Source organism: Methanococcus vannielii SB, assembly GCF_000017165.1.
GTDB classification, from domain to species: Archaea; AGJL01; Methanococci; order Methanococcales; family Methanococcaceae; genus Methanococcus; species Methanococcus vannielii.
The window spans coordinates 1,231,308-1,250,000 of record NC_009634.1 but is presented as its reverse complement, the minus strand read 5'-3'; the positions used below and the strand labels follow the sequence as shown (position 1 = coordinate 1,250,000).

13 protein-coding genes and 2 rRNA genes are annotated in these 18,693 nt (G+C 36.9%); 7 read left to right on the top strand and 8 right to left on the bottom strand.

Annotated features, from left to right (window positions below; all coding sequences use genetic code 11):
• Positions 1 to 33: 33 nt before the first annotated feature.
• Both MEVAN_RS06310 and MEVAN_RS06305 read right to left on the bottom strand, forming a co-directional pair.
• Positions 34 to 3,002: ribosomal RNA gene (locus tag MEVAN_RS06310) — 23S ribosomal RNA — on the bottom strand.
• A 149-nt stretch (positions 3,003 to 3,151) separates the two neighbouring features.
• A 16S ribosomal RNA gene (locus tag MEVAN_RS06305) occupies positions 3,152 to 4,618 on the bottom strand.
• The 16S and 23S rRNA genes sit together here, the layout of an rRNA operon.
• 253 nt (positions 4,619 to 4,871) lie before the next feature.
• Between MEVAN_RS06305 and MEVAN_RS06300 the strand changes: the two genes are divergently transcribed.
• Positions 4,872 to 5,156, top strand: coding sequence for a DUF2098 family protein (locus MEVAN_RS06300; RefSeq protein WP_012066033.1), 285 nt, complete (start codon positions 4,872 to 4,874; stop codon positions 5,154 to 5,156).
• 38 nt (positions 5,157 to 5,194) lie between these two features.
• Positions 5,195 to 6,268, top strand: a complete 1,074-nt coding sequence (locus tag MEVAN_RS06295; RefSeq protein ID WP_012066032.1) for a TIGR03576 family pyridoxal phosphate-dependent enzyme — start codon at positions 5,195 to 5,197, stop codon at positions 6,266 to 6,268.
• A gap of 10 nt (positions 6,269 to 6,278) precedes the next feature.
• Here MEVAN_RS06295 and MEVAN_RS06290 read toward each other — a convergent pair whose 3' ends face one another.
• The 3 genes from MEVAN_RS06290 to MEVAN_RS06280 form a co-directional block, all read right to left on the bottom strand.
• Positions 6,279 to 7,370 carry a 2-oxoacid:acceptor oxidoreductase subunit alpha gene (locus tag MEVAN_RS06290; protein ID WP_012066031.1) on the bottom strand — a complete coding sequence of 364 codons (1,092 nt, stop codon included), beginning with the start codon at positions 7,368 to 7,370 and terminating at the stop codon, positions 6,279 to 6,281.
• A 74-nt stretch (positions 7,371 to 7,444) separates the two neighbouring features.
• A complete protein-coding gene (locus tag MEVAN_RS06285; protein ID WP_012066030.1) occupies positions 7,445 to 8,323 on the bottom strand; it encodes an RIO1 family regulatory kinase/ATPase domain-containing protein in 879 nt (292 codons plus the stop codon).
• 111 nt (positions 8,324 to 8,434) lie between these two features.
• On the bottom strand, positions 8,435 to 10,021 hold the full coding sequence (locus MEVAN_RS06280) for a DUF2254 family protein (RefSeq protein ID WP_012066029.1): 1,587 nt from the start codon (positions 10,019 to 10,021) through the stop codon (positions 8,435 to 8,437).
• A gap of 117 nt (positions 10,022 to 10,138) precedes the next feature.
• Here MEVAN_RS06280 and MEVAN_RS06275 point away from each other — a divergent pair, with 117 nt between their 5' ends.
• The 3 genes from MEVAN_RS06275 (at position 10,139) to MEVAN_RS06265 (ending at position 12,826) form a co-directional block, all read left to right on the top strand.
• Positions 10,139 to 11,224, top strand: a complete 1,086-nt coding sequence (locus MEVAN_RS06275) for a 3-dehydroquinate synthase II (RefSeq protein WP_012066028.1) — start codon at positions 10,139 to 10,141, stop codon at positions 11,222 to 11,224.
• A 46-nt stretch (positions 11,225 to 11,270) separates the two neighbouring features.
• Positions 11,271 to 11,666 (top strand): hypothetical protein, encoded by a 396-nt coding sequence (locus tag MEVAN_RS06270; protein WP_012066027.1) that lies wholly within the window; start codon positions 11,271 to 11,273, stop codon positions 11,664 to 11,666.
• Positions 11,667 to 12,061: 395 nt separating this feature from the next.
• Entirely contained in the window at positions 12,062 to 12,826 is a 765-nt protein-coding gene (locus tag MEVAN_RS06265; RefSeq protein ID WP_012066026.1) for a geranylgeranylglyceryl/heptaprenylglyceryl phosphate synthase, read from the top strand.
• A gap of 16 nt (positions 12,827 to 12,842) precedes the next feature.
• Here MEVAN_RS06265 and MEVAN_RS06260 read toward each other — a convergent pair whose 3' ends face one another.
• The 3 genes from MEVAN_RS06260 to MEVAN_RS06250 form a co-directional block, all read right to left on the bottom strand.
• Positions 12,843 to 14,627 carry a DNA-directed DNA polymerase II small subunit gene (locus MEVAN_RS06260; protein ID WP_012066025.1) on the bottom strand — a complete coding sequence of 595 codons (1,785 nt, stop codon included), beginning with the start codon at positions 14,625 to 14,627 and terminating at the stop codon, positions 12,843 to 12,845.
• Between the two features lie 10 nt (positions 14,628 to 14,637).
• On the bottom strand, positions 14,638 to 15,747 hold the full coding sequence (locus MEVAN_RS06255; protein ID WP_012066024.1) for a hypothetical protein: 1,110 nt from the start codon (positions 15,745 to 15,747) through the stop codon (positions 14,638 to 14,640).
• An 82-nt stretch (positions 15,748 to 15,829) separates the two neighbouring features.
• A complete protein-coding gene (locus tag MEVAN_RS06250; RefSeq protein WP_012066023.1) occupies positions 15,830 to 16,639 on the bottom strand; it encodes an AIM24 family protein in 810 nt (269 codons plus the stop codon).
• 115 nt (positions 16,640 to 16,754) lie between these two features.
• On the opposite strand from MEVAN_RS06250, the gene MEVAN_RS06245 reads away from it, so the two are divergent.
• Entirely contained in the window at positions 16,755 to 17,192 is a 438-nt protein-coding gene (locus MEVAN_RS06245; RefSeq protein ID WP_012066022.1) for a CoA-binding protein, read from the top strand.
• 48 nt (positions 17,193 to 17,240) lie between these two features.
• Positions 17,241 to 18,686: an argininosuccinate lyase gene (gene argH / locus MEVAN_RS06240; RefSeq protein ID WP_012066021.1), complete on the top strand. Its 1,446-nt coding sequence runs from the start codon at positions 17,241 to 17,243 to the stop codon at positions 18,684 to 18,686.
• Positions 18,687 to 18,693: the final 7 nt, after the last annotated feature.

Here is an 18,693-nt window from a genome sequence, read left to right as displayed (position 1 = left end):
TTTTAGCTTTCATATCTTTAAGTGTCCAGATGCCTAAATTATCTCTCGAACTGTTAGTACTAGCGGGCTGAACATCTCGGAAGAACCTTGATGCGTACACCCCTAGCCTATCAAACCCGTCTTCTACGGGAGTTCTCGTTCCCGAAGGAAACGGCTGTCTATTTTCAGGATGAATTTCGAGCTTAGATGCTTTCAGCTCTTATCTCTTGGCGCGTGGCTGCTCGGCAGTGCCTTGTCAGACAACCGATCGACTAGAGGCGCCGACGGCCCGTTCCTCTCGTACTAGAGCCACCTTTCCCTCAGACAGCCTACACATCCAGCAGATAGCAACCAACCTGTCTCACGACGGTCTAAACCCAGCTCATGATCCCCTTTAATGGGCGAACAGCCCCACCCTTGGGTCCTGCTGCAGACCCAGGATGGGAAAAACCGACATCGAGGTAGCAAGCCGCGGGGTCGATATGGGCTCTTGCCCGCGACAACTCTGTTATCCCCGGGGTAGCTTTTTTGTCATCCCTGGCCCCCATCAGTGAGGCACAGGGGTTCGTTAGGCCCGGCTTTCGCCTCTTCGTTGCGTTTTGTTGGCAACAAAGTCAGGCTGGCTTTTGCCCTTACACTCAACAGCGGAGTCCTGACCCGCTTGAGCCAACCTTTGGGCCCTCCTGATGCATTTTTAGGAGGGTACCGCCCCAGCCAAACTGCCCACCTACCGGTGTCCCCTAAAAGGGTGAGGAACATGGTCATGAGAGGGTGGTGTCCCAGGATCGCCTCCACCTTTCCTGGCGAAAAGGTTTCGATGGCTCCCACCTACACTGTACACTCACAACCATGCCCCAACGACAGGCTGCAGTAAAGCTCCACGGGGTCTTCGCTTCCCACTGGAAGTCTCCGGCCTTTGCGCCGGAATGGTAGGTTCACCGGATTCTAGTCGGGGACAGTGGAGGTCTCGTTACGCCATTCATGCAGGTCGGAACTTGCCCGACAAGGAATTTCGCTACCTTAAGAGGGTTATAGTTACCCCCGCCGTTTACTGGCGCTTCGCCCGGTTGGAACCGGGGTTCACGTACCAGCACTGGGCAGGCGTCGGCCTTAGTACACACCTTTTCAGGCTCGCTAAGACCTATGTTTGTATTAAACAGTCGGACCTCCCTGGTCACTGCGACCAGCGATCCCATATTTAAACAAGATCACTGGCACTCCTTCTCCCGAAGTTACGGAGCCAATTTGCCGACTTCCCTCGACTAGATTCATCCGCTACGCCTTAGGATACTCACCTAGGGGCACCAGTGTCGGTTCTGGGTACGGACATCTAGAATCCTTGCTAGTTCCCTTTTCACGGGCTCCAGAGATCGGCCGAACTCTCCTAACGGAGAGCTCATCACTCTTTCATCCGGTTCTCGTTATTACAACTCTCCCCGGACTTATAAGCTTGAATGTCCAGACAAGAACACTCAGCCTACCCAGAAGCGTTGGAAACTAACCTTGTGTTGCCACGCGTATCTAGATGGCACAGGAATATTAACCTGTTTCCCTTTCCTCTCAAAGGAGTTACCTCGAGAGTTAGGACCGGCTTACCCACAGCTGACAAACATTGCTGTGGAACCCTTGCCCCTTCGGCGGTGGGGATTCTCACCCCACTTATGCTGTTACTACTACCGGGATCTTCATTTCTACGAGGTCCACTCGACTTCACAGCCGAACTTCTGCCCTCGCAGAACGCCCCCCTACGGGATCACCTTGCGGTGCCCTTGGGTCTCGGCAGCCGATTTAGCCCCGTCCATTTTCGGGGCCCTTGATCTCGACAGGTGAGCTGTTACGCACTCTTTAAAGGGTGGCTGCTTCTAAGCCAACCTCCCTGCTGTCTTAGACCAAGGACGCCCTTCGTGTTCACACTTAATCGGCATTTAGGGGCCTTAACCCAAGTCTCGGCTATTCCCGTCTCGGACATACAGCTTACCCGTATGCCCTCACTCAGAGCCTACGGCGACGACAGGTTCGGAGTTTGACAAAACAGCGAGGAATTTCTTCCCCTAACCATCTTATCAGTGCTCTACCCTGCCGACTACCTGAACTCTGGCTGACCTGAGAGTCACTTCGAGGGGAACCAGCTATCTCCGGGCTCGATTGGCCTTTCACCCCTAGACCGAGGTCAGAAGAGTGCTTCGAACGGCAACAACTCTGCAGGCCTCCATCCCTCAGTTGAGGGACTTCACCTTGCCCCGGCCTAGATCGCCCGGTTTCGGGTCGTATTGCTGTGACTCCGGGCCCTTAAGACCCCGTCCCTAAAGATTCTGCGGACTTGTTGGTTTCCCTACGCCTTCGATCGTGAAGATCTTAAGCTCGCCACAACAATACACTCCCCGGCCCGTTTTTCGAAACGGAGGACGCAACCCTGGCTCTGTTCTTCGTACAGCCGCCTTGCGACGGTTTCCTTCAGAACAGTTGCCTTTGGGGCCACGCCATTCCATACCTACCTGGTTTCAGGCTCTTTTCACACCCTGTTAAGGGTGCTTTTCAGCTTTCCCTCGCGGTACTAGTACGCTATCGGTCTTGAAACGTATTTAGAGTTGGAAGTTGATGCCTCCCAAATTCCCGCGCGATATCCAACGCACGGTACTCAGGGACACTTCAAACCTGAATCGATTGCGCTTACGGGACTTTCACCCTCTATAGTGTGACGTTCCAGTCAACTTCAGCTTTTCTCAACAGGCGAAAAGAAGGCCCTATAACACCACATCTCCCCGAAGGGATTCAGTTTGCCCTGATCCGTGTTCAATCGCCTCTACTAACGGAATCTCAGTTGATTTCTTTTCCTGCGGGTACTAAGATGCTTCAATCCCCCGCGTTACCAATCCTTACGGATTACAAAAGTAGGAAGTCCCATTCGGAAATCCTAGGTTCAAAGGCTGTATGCGCCTCGCCTAGGCTTATCGCAGCTTACCACGTCCTTCATCGGCGTTTCAAGCCAAGCCATTCCCCAGGTAGGGTAATAGATAAAATTAGACATCTGGATAACACCAGATATGAAAGCTTGTGCACGACCATCATTAATATCCGGCCCCTAGATCGTAATCTAAAAATTACGAGCTGGGCAAAAAAATTAAGCCCACAATCATTTAGTGCCTAGTAGCGACCAAAATGTTCTTTTTTTAGGAGGTGATCCAGCCGCAGGTTCCCCTACGGCTACCTTGTTACGACTTCACCCCCCTCGCTGAGCCCAGGTTCGACCCTAGCCAAAGGCCAAGGCCTCACCTGAACCCAACTCGGGTGGTGTGACGGGCGGTGTGTGCAAGGAGCAGGGACACATTCACCGCAGTATTATGAACTGCGATTACTACGGATTCCAGCTTCACGTGGGCGAGTTACAGCCCACGATCCGAACTACGACTAGGTTTCGGAGATTCGCGTCCCTTTTCAGGGTAGCAGCCCATTGTCCTAGCCATTGTAGCCCGCGTGTAGCCCAGGAGATTCGGGGCATGCGGACCTATCGTTGCCCGCTCCTTCCTCTAGCTTAGCGCTAGCGGTCCCCTATGAGTGCTTACCTTCCGGAGAAAGTAGTCGCAACATAGGGCACGGGTCTCGCTCGTTACCTGACTTAACAGGACGCCTCGCGGTACGAGCTGACGATGGCCATGCACCACCTCTCAGCGCTTCAGGCAAGGTCGTCAACCTGGCCGTCATCATGCTGTCGCTCCTGGTGAGATGCCCGGCGTTGAATCCAATTAAACCGCAGGCTCCACCCGTTGTGGTGCTCCCCCGCCAATTCCTTTAAGTTTCAGTCTTGCGACCGTACTCCCCAGGCGGCGAACTTAACGGCTTCCCTTCGGCACCACCTGGGCTCGAGGCCCAGGTGACACCTAGTTCGCAGAGTTTACGGCCAGGACTACCCGGGTATCTAATCCGGTTCGCGCCCCTGGCTTTCGTCCCTCACCGTCGGACCCGTTCCAGACAAGTGCCTTCGCCATAGGTGGTCCTCCAAGGATCAACACATTTCACCGCTACCCCTGGAGTACCCTTGTCCTCTCCCGGTCCCAAGTCCAGCAGTATCCCTGCCAGTCCTCTGGTTAAGCCAGAGAATTTAAACAGGGACTTACTGGACCGGCTACGGACGCTTTAGGCCCAATAAGAGTGGCTACCACTCGGGCCGTCGGTATTACCGCGGCTGCTGGCACCGAACTTGCCCAGCCCTTATTCCTCAAGCTGTTTACACTTGATAAAAGCCCATGCTGTGCATGAGCACTTGGGGTCCCCCCGTCGCACTTTCGTGCATTGCGGAGGTTTCGCGCCTGCTGCGCCCCGTAGGGCCTGGGGCCGTGTCTCAGTCCCCATCTCCGGGCTCCCTCTCTCAAGGCCCGTATCGATCGTAGGCTTGGTGGGCCATTACCCCACCAACTACCTAATCGAGCGCAGTCCTATCCTCGGGCGCATATGCTTTCAGAAAAGAATCGTTCCAGACTGCTTTTCTTATGGAGAATTATCCTCAGTTTCCCAAGGTTATGCTCCACCTGAGGTTAAGTTAACCACGTGTTAATGAGCCGTCCGCCATGGCCGAAACCATAGACTCGCATGGCTTAGTCGAACCCCAATAGCAGTAGCCTCCGGCGGGATCAACCGGAATTTTGTGGCGTAAAAGAATTTTACGCTCACACTCTCGTGGAGTACGTCATTTTTACATTAAAGGAAATGACATTTTATTTGGTCGCTATCTAGGTTTCACCTAGATTGTGGGCTTACATCACACCTGAGTGATTTAGTTCAGGCGATCACTTTGATTTGCATAATATGAAAACGTGTTGTAATATGTATTGTTTTTAGGTATGTAACAATAATATATATTTACAGCAATTCTTAATATACATTGAGGTGATTTCATGGTAAGTGACCGAAATGGTAAGCAAATAGATATCGGATCCCATGTAAAATATATAAACACCGGAACGTATGGAACAGTCCAATCTATTAAAATAGAAGGTAAAAAGGAATGGATTCTTTTAAATAACGGAATTCTTTATATGTCTAATCTTTTAGAAGTTGTTGACAGTATTAAAAAAGATTTAGACAAAAAATACGATAAAGATGAACTCATTAAAAGGATAAACGGGGAAAATATTGACTTAAGCTCTGGAGGAAGTGAAGGTTCCTGTGGAGCCGGTTAATTATATCGTACATAATTTTGAAATGTAAGGTGCGTTTTATGGATGATTCCAAAGAGTTAAACAGGTTAAACAAGGCAAGGGCCCTTATTAAAAATAAATTAGATTGTAGCGGAAGAAATGGAATTTATGACCTGACTGGCCTTTCCGGAGGATTTGAAATTAGTAAAAATTATCTAAATTTACTTGAAACCTATGTTGGGCCTGCAATATTTTCTGAGAAAATAAATGAGCTAGGAGTAAAACATCTTTCAGGACATGAAGGGGCCCATGGTGCAGCATGTTTTAACAGGACATCTTCTGCAATTTTATCAACGATTATGACCCTTTCAAAATCTTTTAAAAACGTTGTCCATTTTGTTCCTGAAAGACCCTCCCACCCTTCAATTCCTAAAAGTTGCAATATTTTTGGAATGAAATACTTTGAAAGTGATTTAAAAGATGAGATAATCTCAAAAATAGATAATGAAACAGTAACGGTAATTACTGGAGCTACGATGGATCATAAAATAACTTCAAGAGATATTGCCGAGGATTTAATAAATATTGCAAAAAATAAGGGTTCAATAACATTTTTTGACGATGCATCTGGTGCAAGACTTAGAAAACTCCATAATGAACCGCCGGCACTTGAAATGGGTGCAGATTTAGTAGTTACAAGCATGGATAAATTAATGAAAGGCCCAAGAGCAGGATTACTTGCTGGAAATAAAGAATTAGTAGATAAAATTTACTCTGAAGGATTAAAATTTGGACTTGAAGCCCAATCTCCAATAATGGCTGCAGTTATAAAAGCAATTGAAGATTTTGACATTGAAGAATTAAAAAGAGCATTTAAAAGAGCAGAACATATCGATTTAAATGTTTTTAACAAAGAAGGAGTTTCTTATCAAAAGACGCCCACAGGATTTTTAATAAAAGGCATTTCTGAAGAACAAGCCATTACTTCAGCAATGAATCTTCTTGAAAATTTTGGCATTATCACGATTGCTGCTGCGGGAATGCCCGGGGCAAGTAAAACTCTAAGAATAGACTTTTGTTCAAAAGATGCAGATAAAATCTCTGATGAGTATATTATAAATGCAATTTTGGCATCTAACCCATTAAAAAAATAAAATTTTAAATTTAAATTAATTTTTTTAGTTCTTCGGGCCTATGTAATTCGCCACCAATTTTTCCAGATAATACTACATCGCATTTTGCGTACTTCATTACTTCTTCTGAAATTTGTCCTAAGTTCATTTCTGGAACGATTATTTTTGAAGCATTTAAGTTTTTAATTAAGTCTCTTGGAAATGGAAAGACTGTTTTTAATCGTATATATCCAACATCTTTTCCTTCTGCCCTTAATGATTCAACGGTATATTTAACGGTTCTTGAAGGCGTCCCATAGCAAATAAACATCGTTTCGCTATCAGTATATTTTCCTTCGTATTGTACAATATCATCAGTACTGTCTAAAATTTTGTTACAAATTCTCCTAACTAATTTATCGTGTGTTTCCGAAGAAACGTCAGGATATCCATTTTCCCCATGTGTTAAACCAGTTACGTGGATATTATACCCTTCACCAAATGTGGGCATTTCTGAAACAAGTTTATCAAATGGAAATGGTTTTTTACAAGGTTTCTCTACAGGCTTTTTACGGTTTACTACTTCAATTTCATCGTGTAAAACTACCTTTTCTCGCATGTGGCCGATAATTTCATCTGCCATTATAAATACCGGAATTCTATACTTTTCAGCATAATTAAATGCCATTATTGTAAAATCATACATCTCCTGTACTGAAGAAGGGCATAACGCTATTGGTTCATAATCACCTTGGCTCCCCCAACGAACCTGCATCATATCTCCTTGAGCTGCTGCGGTCGGTTGCCCTGTTGAAGGGCCGCCCCTTTGAACATTTACAATTACACAAGGAGTTTCTGTCATAAATGCATAACCGATGTTTTCAAGCATTAAACTCATTCCTGGGCCACTTGTCGCAGTCATTGATTTTGCTCCTGCCCAGCTTGCACCGATTACTGCAGCCATACTTGCAATTTCATCTTCCAATTGGGAATAAAATCCGCCAACTTTTGGAAGTTTCTTTGCCATTCCTTCTGCAACCTCTGTTGAAGGAGTTATTGGATATCCTCCAAAAAAGTTGCATCCTGCTTTTATTGCACCTTCAACACAGGCCATATTTCCCTGCATGAAATCAATTTTTACCATGGAAATCACCAAAATCTCGCAAGTTGTAATGATATAATATATTCAATATAGTACTTACTTTTCTTAGTACTTTCTTATTTTTCAATAACATAATTATATAATTTATCCAAACTTTCATCAACCCCATATTTTTTGAAGTACCTTAAAAGATTTTCAAGGTCTCTTTTTAAATAAAACTCTTCATCGTATTCAACCTCTTCAAAAGGCAGTTTGTCAACTTTACCTTTTTTTCCAACTTCTATTGCTTGAGGCCAGTCGATTATTAAAAAATCACCTTCTGAATTGATTAATACGTTAAATTCACTTAAATCTCCGTGTATAAATCCAAGGGAATATGCTTTTTTAACTTCTTTGATAATTTTCATAAATAGTTCCTCAGGATTTACATCCAATTTTTCTACATCTACTCGCTTTAGTTCTTCACCGTGAAGCTTTCCAATAATTAACGCATGACGGTTCTGTTCTATCGGCTCAGGAACTTTTACTATAGGGAATAAATGGCTTAAAATATTAAATTCCCGTTCTGCAGTCAGTCTTGATGCATAAAGCCAGCTTATGTGCCTTTTGTTTGCGAGATATTCCCTATATCTTTTTCCCATGGAAAAACAAGTTCTACCAAGGATATGAAGTTTTAAAACGGCTTCACGAGTGTTAGTTAACAGAACGTGATAAACGTTGCCCTCTTTCCCAACTCCAACTTTACCGCCAATTCCTGTTATTAATTCCTTTTTTATAAATGCATTCATTGCTAAAGCATCATACCCATAGTGAGATAACCTATAACCATAATTTGACTTATTTGTGAATCGAAATTTATTTAACCTACTTATTCTAAACGCAAGTTCTTTTTCATGAAATCCCGTTTTTCGTTTTAAATCTTGAATTGGAACCCATTCGTGATTTTTCATTGAAATTTCAACTATACGTAATAATTTCCAATCGTTTTCTTCCATTTCCCTTATTGAAGCTAGAATTTTTTCGATTTTTTACACCCGATTAGGTTTTTAGATTTTAGTGTTTTTAAGATACTACATCTTGATGATATAAAATTTTAATCATTTTTTTTATTCAGTGTTTTTTGAAAGATTTAAGATATACCTTTTTTTCAGTTCTTTAAAGTATTCAGCTTTTTGAACGTCTGATTCGTTTTTAAATTTATAATTTTCAAATAAATTGTTAAAAGTACAGTATCCATTAGAATTTTCCGTTATTTCAACCATATCACTTATAATTATGTGTATTATGGAATAATTAGATTTTTCGTAGAATTCATCCAATAGTTTACCGTAAACTGCGGTTAATTTTAAAAAATATTCCGAAAAATCCCCTATATTTTCATTTTTCAATTCCAATACTAATTTAAAGTAAGACTTTAACGTTTCTAATGTTTTTAAAAGCATTTTTTTAATAACTTCATCATTGTTAAAAACTAAAATAAATCTAACGAATGGGTTTGAAAATGAATTTAATGATTCCATTATTAAAATTTCTGCATCTTTAGAATTCAAAATTCGTTTAGAGTGTAATTTAAATAAAATTTGTTCGTTTATGCGTAAAATTTCAAAATATATTTCAATCCATGCTTCTAATTTTTCAAGAGATACTTTTTCACAATTTTTAAACCTTAAAAGTAAATATTCCAAAATATTTTGGAGCCGGTTGAAAGCAGTTAGAAGCATTTTTCTTTCATCCACATTATCTATCTTTAATTCAAATTCTTGGGCATATAAAAGCCCTATTTTTTTAATCCCTAATAATGCCCTTAGTGAAAGGTCAGTATTTCTTTCAAGTTCGTATTTAAAAATTTTTTCAAGCGAAATTATTGCCTCCCTTGAAATTGAAAATGGTGCACCATATGCGCTAATTCCAAGATTTTCAATATTTTCTATGTAGTTTTCGAAAAAAAATTTATTTTTCGATTTTCCATTGTTTGATAATGGAACGTAATTTGACCCCAATAAAATTAGCCCGTTTCTTGCAGTTAAATAATGATTAGCCTTTAAACTACGGTCTATTATGTAATAAACAGTTCTAAGGGTATTTTTAGGTATTTTCCTTGCAGACCGATAATCAATATTTTCAGAGTCAATTGAACGATAATTATTTATTTCATCTCTTTTTATTGATTGTATAAGGTTTTCTATAACATTTTCAGGTTTCAAACTATTTATTGTGTTTTTAGTATAGGGGAGGAGTATTAAAAAGTCAAAATAGATTAAAAAAAACAAAATCCAGATCAAAATGTAATAAGGAACCTCGACACCCCAAATATAAACTGGAATCCTTGCTGTAGGCATGAATCCAAGAAGTAATATTTCGTAGCTCATTGAAATTATATATACAATTATAAGCCCCCAATAAGTCTTATTAAGTAGTAAATGAGTAATTCTAGTTGAATACTGTTGGCTTACCATTTGAATTGCAACGATTGAAATTGAAGCTACAATTCCAACAATTGCACCTTGGGTTTGAGGTAGTGTGCTTAAAATATACTTTAAGTTTTCGTCAAAACCAACATCCCATGAGAAATAAGGAAGAGAATGCCATGCTAAAATTAAAGATGCGGTACCAATTAACAGTAATTGAAACCATTCTTTTGAAAAATAGTAATCCATTAGCATGAAACAATCCTTACATATCTTTGTTAGCATATTATCACTAAGTTAATTTTTAATATAATATACCAATAATACATAAAAATATATAGATTAACATATATTAAGTCAGTAAACAAAGGACATATTTAAAATAAATTCAGTGGTGAATTCATGAAATTTGGATGGATAATGTCAAGTTCCTCTGACATTGAAGAAAGAAAAGATACAGTTAAAGATTCTCTTGAAAGTTCAATTCCTGCAATTATTGTTAAAAAAGATGAAATTAGTACAGTAAGGGAATTAGGAAGCATTGAAATAATTTCAGATAGTTTAGATGCGGATATTGTTTTAGTGACTAAAAAAGATGATTTAGATATTTTAAAATCTGCAAAAGATTCTGGAAAAAAAACTTGCGTATATATTACAATTGAAACAAAAGAAGATGAAATTTACGCAACTAAAGTAAGCAGACTTGATTTTGTAGATTACATAATTTTAGAAGGTAAAGACTGGACAATTATTCCTCTTGAAAATATTATTGCCGACTTATTTAATGAAGATATAAAAATTGTATCTTTAGTAAATAATGTAAATGATGCAAAAGCTGCTTACGAAATTTTAGAAAAGGGCGTTGATGGAGTAGTGCTTGTACCAAAAGATATCAATGAAGTAAAAGAATTTTCAAAATTAATAGATAGTATGAATTTTGAAAATGTAGCTCTTGATTATGCGGTAATTAAAAAAATTGAACCAGTTGGAAGTGGCGATCGGGTTTGTATTGACACCTGTTCAATTATGGAAATCGGGGAAGGCATGTTAATTGGGTCATATTCAAGGGGCATGTTTTTAGTACATTCCGAGTCCGTTGAAAACCCTTACGTTGCAACAAGGCCGTTTAGGGTAAATGCAGGCCCTGTTCATGCGTATATATTATGCCCTGAAAATAAAACTAAATATTTAAGTGATTTAAAAGCCGGAGATAAAGTACTTATTGTTAATAAAGATGGAAAAACAAGGGAAACTGTTATCGGGCGCATAAAAATAGAAAAAAGGCCCCTATTTTTAGTTGAAGCAGAATACAATGGAGAAATATTAAGAACTATTCTTCAAAATGCTGAAACTATAAGACTTGTTTCTGATGAAGGAAAGCCCATTTCAGTTGTTGATTTAAAAGAAGGATTAAAAGTTTTGATAAAACCTGATGAAAATGCTAGGCATTTTGGAATGGCGATAAATGAATCAATTATTGAAAAATAACATAATATCTAAATATTTAATTTTATAATTAACTAATGGTGTAGCTATGGTCAAAGGTCAGACTGTTTTTGTCCAAAATCCGTTTAAAAAAATTGTTAGAGTTGAAAATGGCTTTGTAAGTGTTTACTCATTTAAAGGAGAAAAACATGCGAAAATAGAATATGTTTCGGGAATAGAGTTTAGCGTATTTGGATTTTATTTATCTATTTTAATTGGGGAAGTATGGTTCGCATTTGTTCTTTTAGTTAGTGGGTACAGTATTTACGGCCTAGTTGTTGGCATAGTTACATCATTAATAATTATTGCATTAGGATACCTAAATAATACTATAAAAATTCATTTTATAGGCTACGAAAACTTAGTAATTCGAGGAACTTTTAAAAGAACCCAAAAATTGTTTTATGAATTAAAAGAAAAGCTGGAACTTGAAAAAATAGAATAAATATTGATATTTATCGGTTGGTAATAATTTAGCACAATTAACATAAATTATAATTTTATAAATCTTTTAAGATATATCTTGTAAGCTACATGCGCCATTATAGCCAAAAATGCCGCATAAGCTGCGATAGTTACCATTACAATTTGTTCCATATTTTCACCGCATCTAACTGCCCAATTTTGGACTAGTAGGGTAGCACTGTTCGATATATAAAGCTATGTTCAAAAAATATTAAGACGGGGGTATTAATATAATTTATATCATGTATTTTTATTTTAAATTTGAATTTTGCTAAAATTAGCATGTTATGGTAAAAATTGGTAAAAATCAAATGATTAAATTTTAATACTGAATTAAAATATAAGTTTAAAAGATAGTTAGGCTAGAGGATTATCATGGATCTAAAAATAGGAAAAATTGAAACTGAATTAAACAATATACTAAAAAAAGAAGGGGCATTATACTTTGTTTTAATTGACCCTGATGAAAAAAATTACGCTGAAGTTGCAGAAAAAGTAAAAGATTATGCCGATGCAATAATAATTGGTGGGAGTATCGGGATTACAAATCTTGATGAAGTTACAAAAAACATTAAAAAAATTACTAATCTTCCAGTAATACTGTTTCCAGGAAACGTTGATGGAGTTACTAAAGAAGCAGATGCTGTTTTATTCATGTCTTTGATGAATTCAAAAAATACATACTGGAATATGACTGCACCAACATTAGGGGCACTTACGATTAAAAAATACGGTCTTGAAGCAATTCCGATGGCATATTTAGGAATAGAGCCGATAAGTAAAACTGCAGTTGGATTTGTTGGAGAAGTTAATGAAATTCCACAAAAAAAGCCAGAAATTGCAAGCATATACTGTCTCTCTGCATCTTACTTTGGAATGAGATGGGCATATTTAGAAGCAGGTAGCGGTGCAGAGTTTCCCGTAAGTAACGAAATGATTTTAATCTCAAAAAAGTTAAGCGGGATAAACTTAATAGTTGGAGGAGGCATTAGGTCTCCAGATGTCGCATATGAAAAGGTAATAAGTGGCGCAGATGTAATTGTAACAGGTACACTTACTGAAAAAAATCCAGATGCTGTAAAAGAAATGAAAGAAGCGATAAAAAGAGCTGGAAAAGATAAATTAAAAAATAAAAATTAAAATAATCTATTTTAATTTAATATTGGTTTACCACTACGATTTTTCCATTATTCCATTCTATGACATGATCTTTTGTTTTTGAAAGGTCCAATATTGGCACAATTCCGGGAGTCGGCCGGATTCCCATTTTTTTCTGAAAATCAGTTTGTTCTTGAAACGTACCGCTATTTACCATTGTAACCCCTCGATAATTCCCATATCCATTTATATGAATGTGGCCAGTATGGAATATATCTGGTTCTTTATGTATTGCAAGGTAATCAATATGTTCCGGAGCTATCGGACATCTTCCACCATATGTTGGGCATAAATGCCTTCGTTTCAAAAGTTCTCGCATTATTGACGGTGGGTCAGTATATTGGGCCGATGAAATCTGGCCAATTACATCATCAAAACTTCTACCGTGGTACAGTAATAAATCAAGCCCGTGAATATTTACTAATCCTGGGTTTCCAATAAAATTAATATTTTCTTTTGGAAAAAGGTCAGTTATTGACTCATCAAATGCCGGTTGAGGCTCTGCAGGCCTTAAAGCATCGTGATTTCCAGGAGATACTATTATTTTTATATGTTCTGGAATCTGTTCTAAATAAGCTGCAAATTCTTTATATTGTGAAATAATATCAACGTCGTAAAGATCGTATTCTTGGCCAGGGTAAATTCCAACGCCATCTACAAGATCCCCTGCAATTGAAATATATTTTAATCTGCTGACTATTTTTTCTTCAAGACCTGAAGAAACATCGCCATTTAAAAATTTTATAAACTTTCCAAATGTTTTAGCCATAAATTCATGGCTTCCAATGTGAACATCGGATAAAAATGCAGTAAATAACTTTTCTTCAGAAGATTTGGGAGGATTTTTTGGAGTAATATCGGGCCTAAATGCTTTATCGACAAACATTACATCGCCTTTATCGTTTAGGGTTCCTTCAAATGCGATTACCTCATCTAAAAGAATATCGTTTGGAACATCGCCTTTATCAATTTTATCCTTCATTAAAAGTACCCTAAAAGTCGTGTTTTCATCTTCTATCTCGACAATCTTGTGGCCATTTTTCGTAGAATTTATATCTGAAACTATTCCTGCAATAAATACCCCTGTTTCTTTTTTACGCCTTGAAAGTTGATTTAAAGGGTATGCTTTTTTTTGTAATTTTGACTCTATTATTTTTTTTATAGTATTAAACCGGTCTTTAAAATATTTTACAAAATCATCAAGCGACCCTTCACACGTGGATTTTCCGGTAACATCATATTCATCGTAAATATGAATTTGGGGTTCAATATCCTTTGCAATATACTTTATTCGAGTATTTATGCCTTCTTTCAGTCTTTTAATTTCAAAAATCCTTTTTTTACGCTCTTCTTGTAGTTTTAGCAAATTTTCATTAATTGGAACAGTTAAAACTTCTAGTTCACTATCAAAATCCCTGTCGTAAATAACCATTTCAGTTTTAACGTTTTCTTTTTTAGATGCCCCTAAGTTGTTGTTTTCAATATTATTTACTTCATAATCGTTAGTGTCAAACTTAGTATTATTCTCCAATTTTAAAAAATCGCCTGATGTATAGTAAGCTAAAAAATCAAAGTTTCCATAAGTTTCTAAAATATACTTTAGATTATTCCCTAAAAAAATATCTAAAAAATGAGAGTCTAAAAGTAAAAATTCATCTTTTTTCTTCTTAAATTCTACTACTTTATTAAATAATTCTGAAAAATCGTTTTTATCAAGTTCATTCATCCGTTCATACGATTCAGGGGATAATATAATCTCAATATCTAGAAATTTAGTTATCATAATTTCACTGTTAGTCTGTTTTTTTTAAATTTTTATTGATATTATGGCAAAGATAATCAAGTGGGTGAATTACATCTTTTCTCATACATATTGAATCAGGCCTACAGTAGTATCCAAGACCTTTTCCGCCGTCGTCACGCCAGTTTTTACAGTATTCAGAGTGAGTTATGTGGTTTGTAACTCGATACCCAATATTATGGCTTATATAGTATTTAGTTTTTTCAACGTCAAAATCCCCAATTGATTTAAAAATATTTACTATATTATTTAAAAACCCTTCAATTTCAGATTCAGTCGCTATATCAAGTGCATTTTTATTTACCAGGGTCCCATCCAAAATAGGTCGTAAATTAGGGTCAAATTGGGAAACAAACCGATAAACTACGAAACTTCTTCTAGCGTAGTGAGAAGGAGAACCGCCTGAAAGTACGTCATTTAAAATCTCCTGCATACATGGAGGATGCCAATTTTCGGGAATATTTCCAGAAAATTCCTTTGTTTTTAGCTTTATTCCGCTTTCTACATTAAAGTCCACATTTATATCTAAAAAAATTTCTTCAGATTTTTTTAAAAGCATTTCCTTAATTTCCTTAGGCATTTCTGCGTTTCTTACTTTTTCAACGTAATTTTTAATTTTAAGCCGTATTTTCTCAAAATTAAATATTTTTTGACGTTTTTCATTTAATAGTACATTATTTCCTTCAAGAATCATCCTTTCAAGGTGTAAATCATTGTTTCTAGAATTTGCTGCAATATCGATAAAATCCCAAACATTTACCTTTGATTCACCTTCTTCTAGTGGAATTTTTATAGAATACTCTTCTGCAAGTTTTTTAATGTATATACTATGGTATTTTGAATTCGATGCAAAAATCAGTGTTAAATAATCAATTTTATCTTCAAATTCTTGCGTGTTATAGGGGCTATAAACATGTAAAATATTATAATATTCCCTTAAATACGTTGAATATCCTTCATTTAATAATTCTAAATTTTTATTTTCATTTTTATTCCAAAATAATAATTTTAGCCGATGTTTAACCAGTTTAAAGTTGGAACTATCAGTAATTTCTTCAATTAAGTCTAAATCCCGAATACTGTCTAAATTATCCAAAAACATTAAAAACACGTGAAAATTTAATTATCATACTATATAAAATATCCATTAAATAGTTATTTAAAAAATAAAAAAAGTTTTTAAATTATTTTGTTTTCGTGTTAGAACTTCCAGCTCCACTTATTGAACTTAAAGGGTATCCCATATCAAGTAATTCGTATACTATCTGGGTTGGTGCAAGCCATACTTCTCCGGTTCCCTTAAATGTTTGAACCAGTCCCTCACCTGAAGCCATTGTTCCTAAACCTTTAGAGATAGGTTTTACGGTAAAATCAATTTTTCCTTTTCTAAGTATTGCAAAATTTCCATCTACACTTAAAGTGTCATCCTCCAACTTATAGATTATCAATTCATTTTGTGGAACGGGGATTGAAAGAACAGCTATTCCTGAACCTTTAATTCTTGTTTGGAAAAGCCCTTCACCACCAAAAAGTGCTGAAGATATGTTTTTTTGAGATACTGCCGAAACTTCAAGGGTGTTTTGACATGCATAAAATAAACCCTTGTCAACTATAATTTCATCATCCTCTAATTCAACTATTGCATAGTGGCCAAAAGAGGGTTCAAGCCATATCTCTCCGGTTCCAGTATATTCTGGTTTAAAGAGTTTTTCACCGCTAAGAAGGCTGGTTCCAAGGTTTTTCATGAATCCTTTTCCAACTGCGCTTTTAACTTCAATATTTCCTTTCATAAAGTAAAGGGCGCCTGCTTCGATTGCTACTGAACCACCTTTTAAAGTTATCTTCACATTTTTTAATTTTATTCCTGCTTTTTCCTGATAATAAATTGTTTTGGCACCCCGTCCCGTTTTTGAACCGCTAAGACTCTCATGTGTTACAATTTCAACTTTAATAGAATCATTTTCGAGCATATCTATGGTTTTTAGATTGTTCATTAATCCCACCTGTTACTTATTAATAATATTTATTCGCCTTTTGGTATATGTAATATATTATTTAAATTCACTGAATAAGTAAATTGGACTTAAACATTAGAATTAAGGTCATAAAATGAAGATTACAGCTAAATCTACCAAAAGTCAGTTATTAAATAGTAAAATGATTGAAAAAATCATTAAAACTTCAAAAAACGTTGCAATCATAGGAATTTCTAAAAATAAGGATAAACCAAGTTATTTCGTTTCAAAATATTTAAAAGATGCGGGATTTAATATATACCTTATAAATCCCAAATATTTTGGGGAAAAAATACTTGGAAAGACAGTTTATAAAGATTTATTAGATATAGGCGATAATATTGATATTGTTACAGTATTTATAAGTCCTGAAAAAACTTTCGATGTTTTAAAAAATATTGGCGATAAAAAGCCCGTAATATGGTTTCAGCCAGGAACTTCGTTTGAGTCTACAGTAGATTATCTTTTAAAAAATAATTTTAACGTAGTGCTTGAACGGTGCATGATGTCTGAATATCAAAAATTTTTATAGTTTGGATGTCTAATCTTAAAGTAAAAAGTCCGTTTAGGTGAATAAAACATGAATATTTTAAGACGTGGAAGACTTGGAAGTAGCGTTAAAGAAGACGTGATGAAATTTACAACTAGCCTTGAATTTGATAAAGAAATCTTTCAAAGCGATATTTTATGTGATATTGCACATACAACAATGCTTATGGAGCAAAAAATTGTTTCCATAGAGTTTGGTGAAAAAGTAATTGAAGAACTTAAAAAAATAGCTAAAGTAGGAATGGATAGCTTAAATTTAGACCCTTCTCTTGACGATATTCATATGGTAATTGAAAGTGAACTGATAAAAAAATTAGGTGAAGACGTTGCTGGAAGAATGCATACTGGAAGAAGTAGAAATGATGAAGTTGCAACAGATTTAAGACTTTCTTTAAGAAAAAAAGTTCTTGAAATAGTAAAACTCTTAATAGACATGGAAGAAAATATGCTCTCCCTTGCAAAAGAACATAGCGAAACTATAACTGTTGGATATACCCATTTGCAGCAGGCACAGCCTGTTACCTTTGGACATCAAATTTTAAGCCACGTTTCAGCAGTTGAAAGAGATATTTCAAGATTTTTTGATGCATATAACAGGATTAACATCTCCCCGTTAGGTTGCGGTGCAATGGCCACAACAGGATTTAATATCGATAGAAAAAGAACTATGGAACTTTTAGGATTTTACGAATTAATCGAAAATTCAATGGATGGAGTATCTTCAAGAGACTTTATTGTAGAAACAATGGCAAATATTTCAATGCTTGGAACAAACCTCTCAAAAATCTGTGAAGAACTCATTTTATTCTCTACTGCAGAATTTAAGACCGTTGAAATTGCAGATGAATACACGTCCACGTCTTCGATAATGCCCCAAAAGAAAAATCCGGATGTAGCAGAAATTGCCCGTGCAAAGCTCTCAACACTAAATGGCAATCTTATAACTGTTTTAACAATTATGAAAGCCCTTCCAAATACATATAATCGAGATTTGCAAGAAATATCGCCACATCTTTGGAAAAGCACCTATACCATAATAGACTGTATTAAAATGATTGATGGAATGGTTTCAACTATTAAAGTAAATAAAGAAAGAATGAAAGAAAATGCAGAAAAAAATTATGCTACCGCAACAGAACTTGCAGATACCCTTGTAAGGGAATGTAATATTGCATTTAGAATGGCTCATGGGATCGTTGGGGAACTTGTAAGGACTTCGATTGAAGAAAAAGTTGAAATTAAAGATATAATTTTAGATGTCTTTAAGGCCAATGGGCTTCATTTATCAAAGGAAAAAATAGACTCTGCACTAGACCCTTATGAAAACGTAAAATTAAGAGATGTAATTGGGGGTCCAGCTCCAAAAGAAGTAGAAAGAGCAGTTTTATCATTTAAAAACAAAATGGAGTTACATTCAAAAAATTTAAACGATAAAATGCGTTCAATTGAAGCAGTTGAGGAAAATTTGCTAAATTGAATACCTG

Coding starts and splice junctions, on each gene's coding strand:
- MEVAN_RS06270 (WP_012066027.1), top strand. CDS start 11,271: ATGGTCAAAGGTCAGACTGTTTTTGTCCAAAATCCGTTTAAAAAAATT.
- MEVAN_RS06255 (WP_012066024.1), bottom strand. CDS start 15,747: ATGTTTTTGGATAATTTAGACAGTATTCGGGATTTAGACTTAATTGAA.
- MEVAN_RS06285 (WP_012066030.1), bottom strand. CDS start 8,323: ATGGAAGAAAACGATTGGAAATTATTACGTATAGTTGAAATTTCAATG.
- MEVAN_RS06295 (WP_012066032.1), top strand. CDS start 5,195: ATGGATGATTCCAAAGAGTTAAACAGGTTAAACAAGGCAAGGGCCCTT.
- MEVAN_RS06245 (WP_012066022.1), top strand. CDS start 16,755: ATGAAGATTACAGCTAAATCTACCAAAAGTCAGTTATTAAATAGTAAA.
- MEVAN_RS06275 (WP_012066028.1), top strand. CDS start 10,139: ATGAAATTTGGATGGATAATGTCAAGTTCCTCTGACATTGAAGAAAGA.
- MEVAN_RS06265 (WP_012066026.1), top strand. CDS start 12,062: ATGGATCTAAAAATAGGAAAAATTGAAACTGAATTAAACAATATACTA.
- MEVAN_RS06250 (WP_012066023.1), bottom strand. CDS start 16,639: ATGAACAATCTAAAAACCATAGATATGCTCGAAAATGATTCTATTAAA.
- MEVAN_RS06290 (WP_012066031.1), bottom strand. CDS start 7,370: ATGGTAAAAATTGATTTCATGCAGGGAAATATGGCCTGTGTTGAAGGT.
- argH (WP_012066021.1), top strand. CDS start 17,241: ATGAATATTTTAAGACGTGGAAGACTTGGAAGTAGCGTTAAAGAAGAC.
- MEVAN_RS06260 (WP_012066025.1), bottom strand. CDS start 14,627: ATGATAACTAAATTTCTAGATATTGAGATTATATTATCCCCTGAATCG.
- MEVAN_RS06300 (WP_012066033.1), top strand. CDS start 4,872: ATGGTAAGTGACCGAAATGGTAAGCAAATAGATATCGGATCCCATGTA.
- MEVAN_RS06280 (WP_012066029.1), bottom strand. CDS start 10,021: ATGCTAACAAAGATATGTAAGGATTGTTTCATGCTAATGGATTACTAT.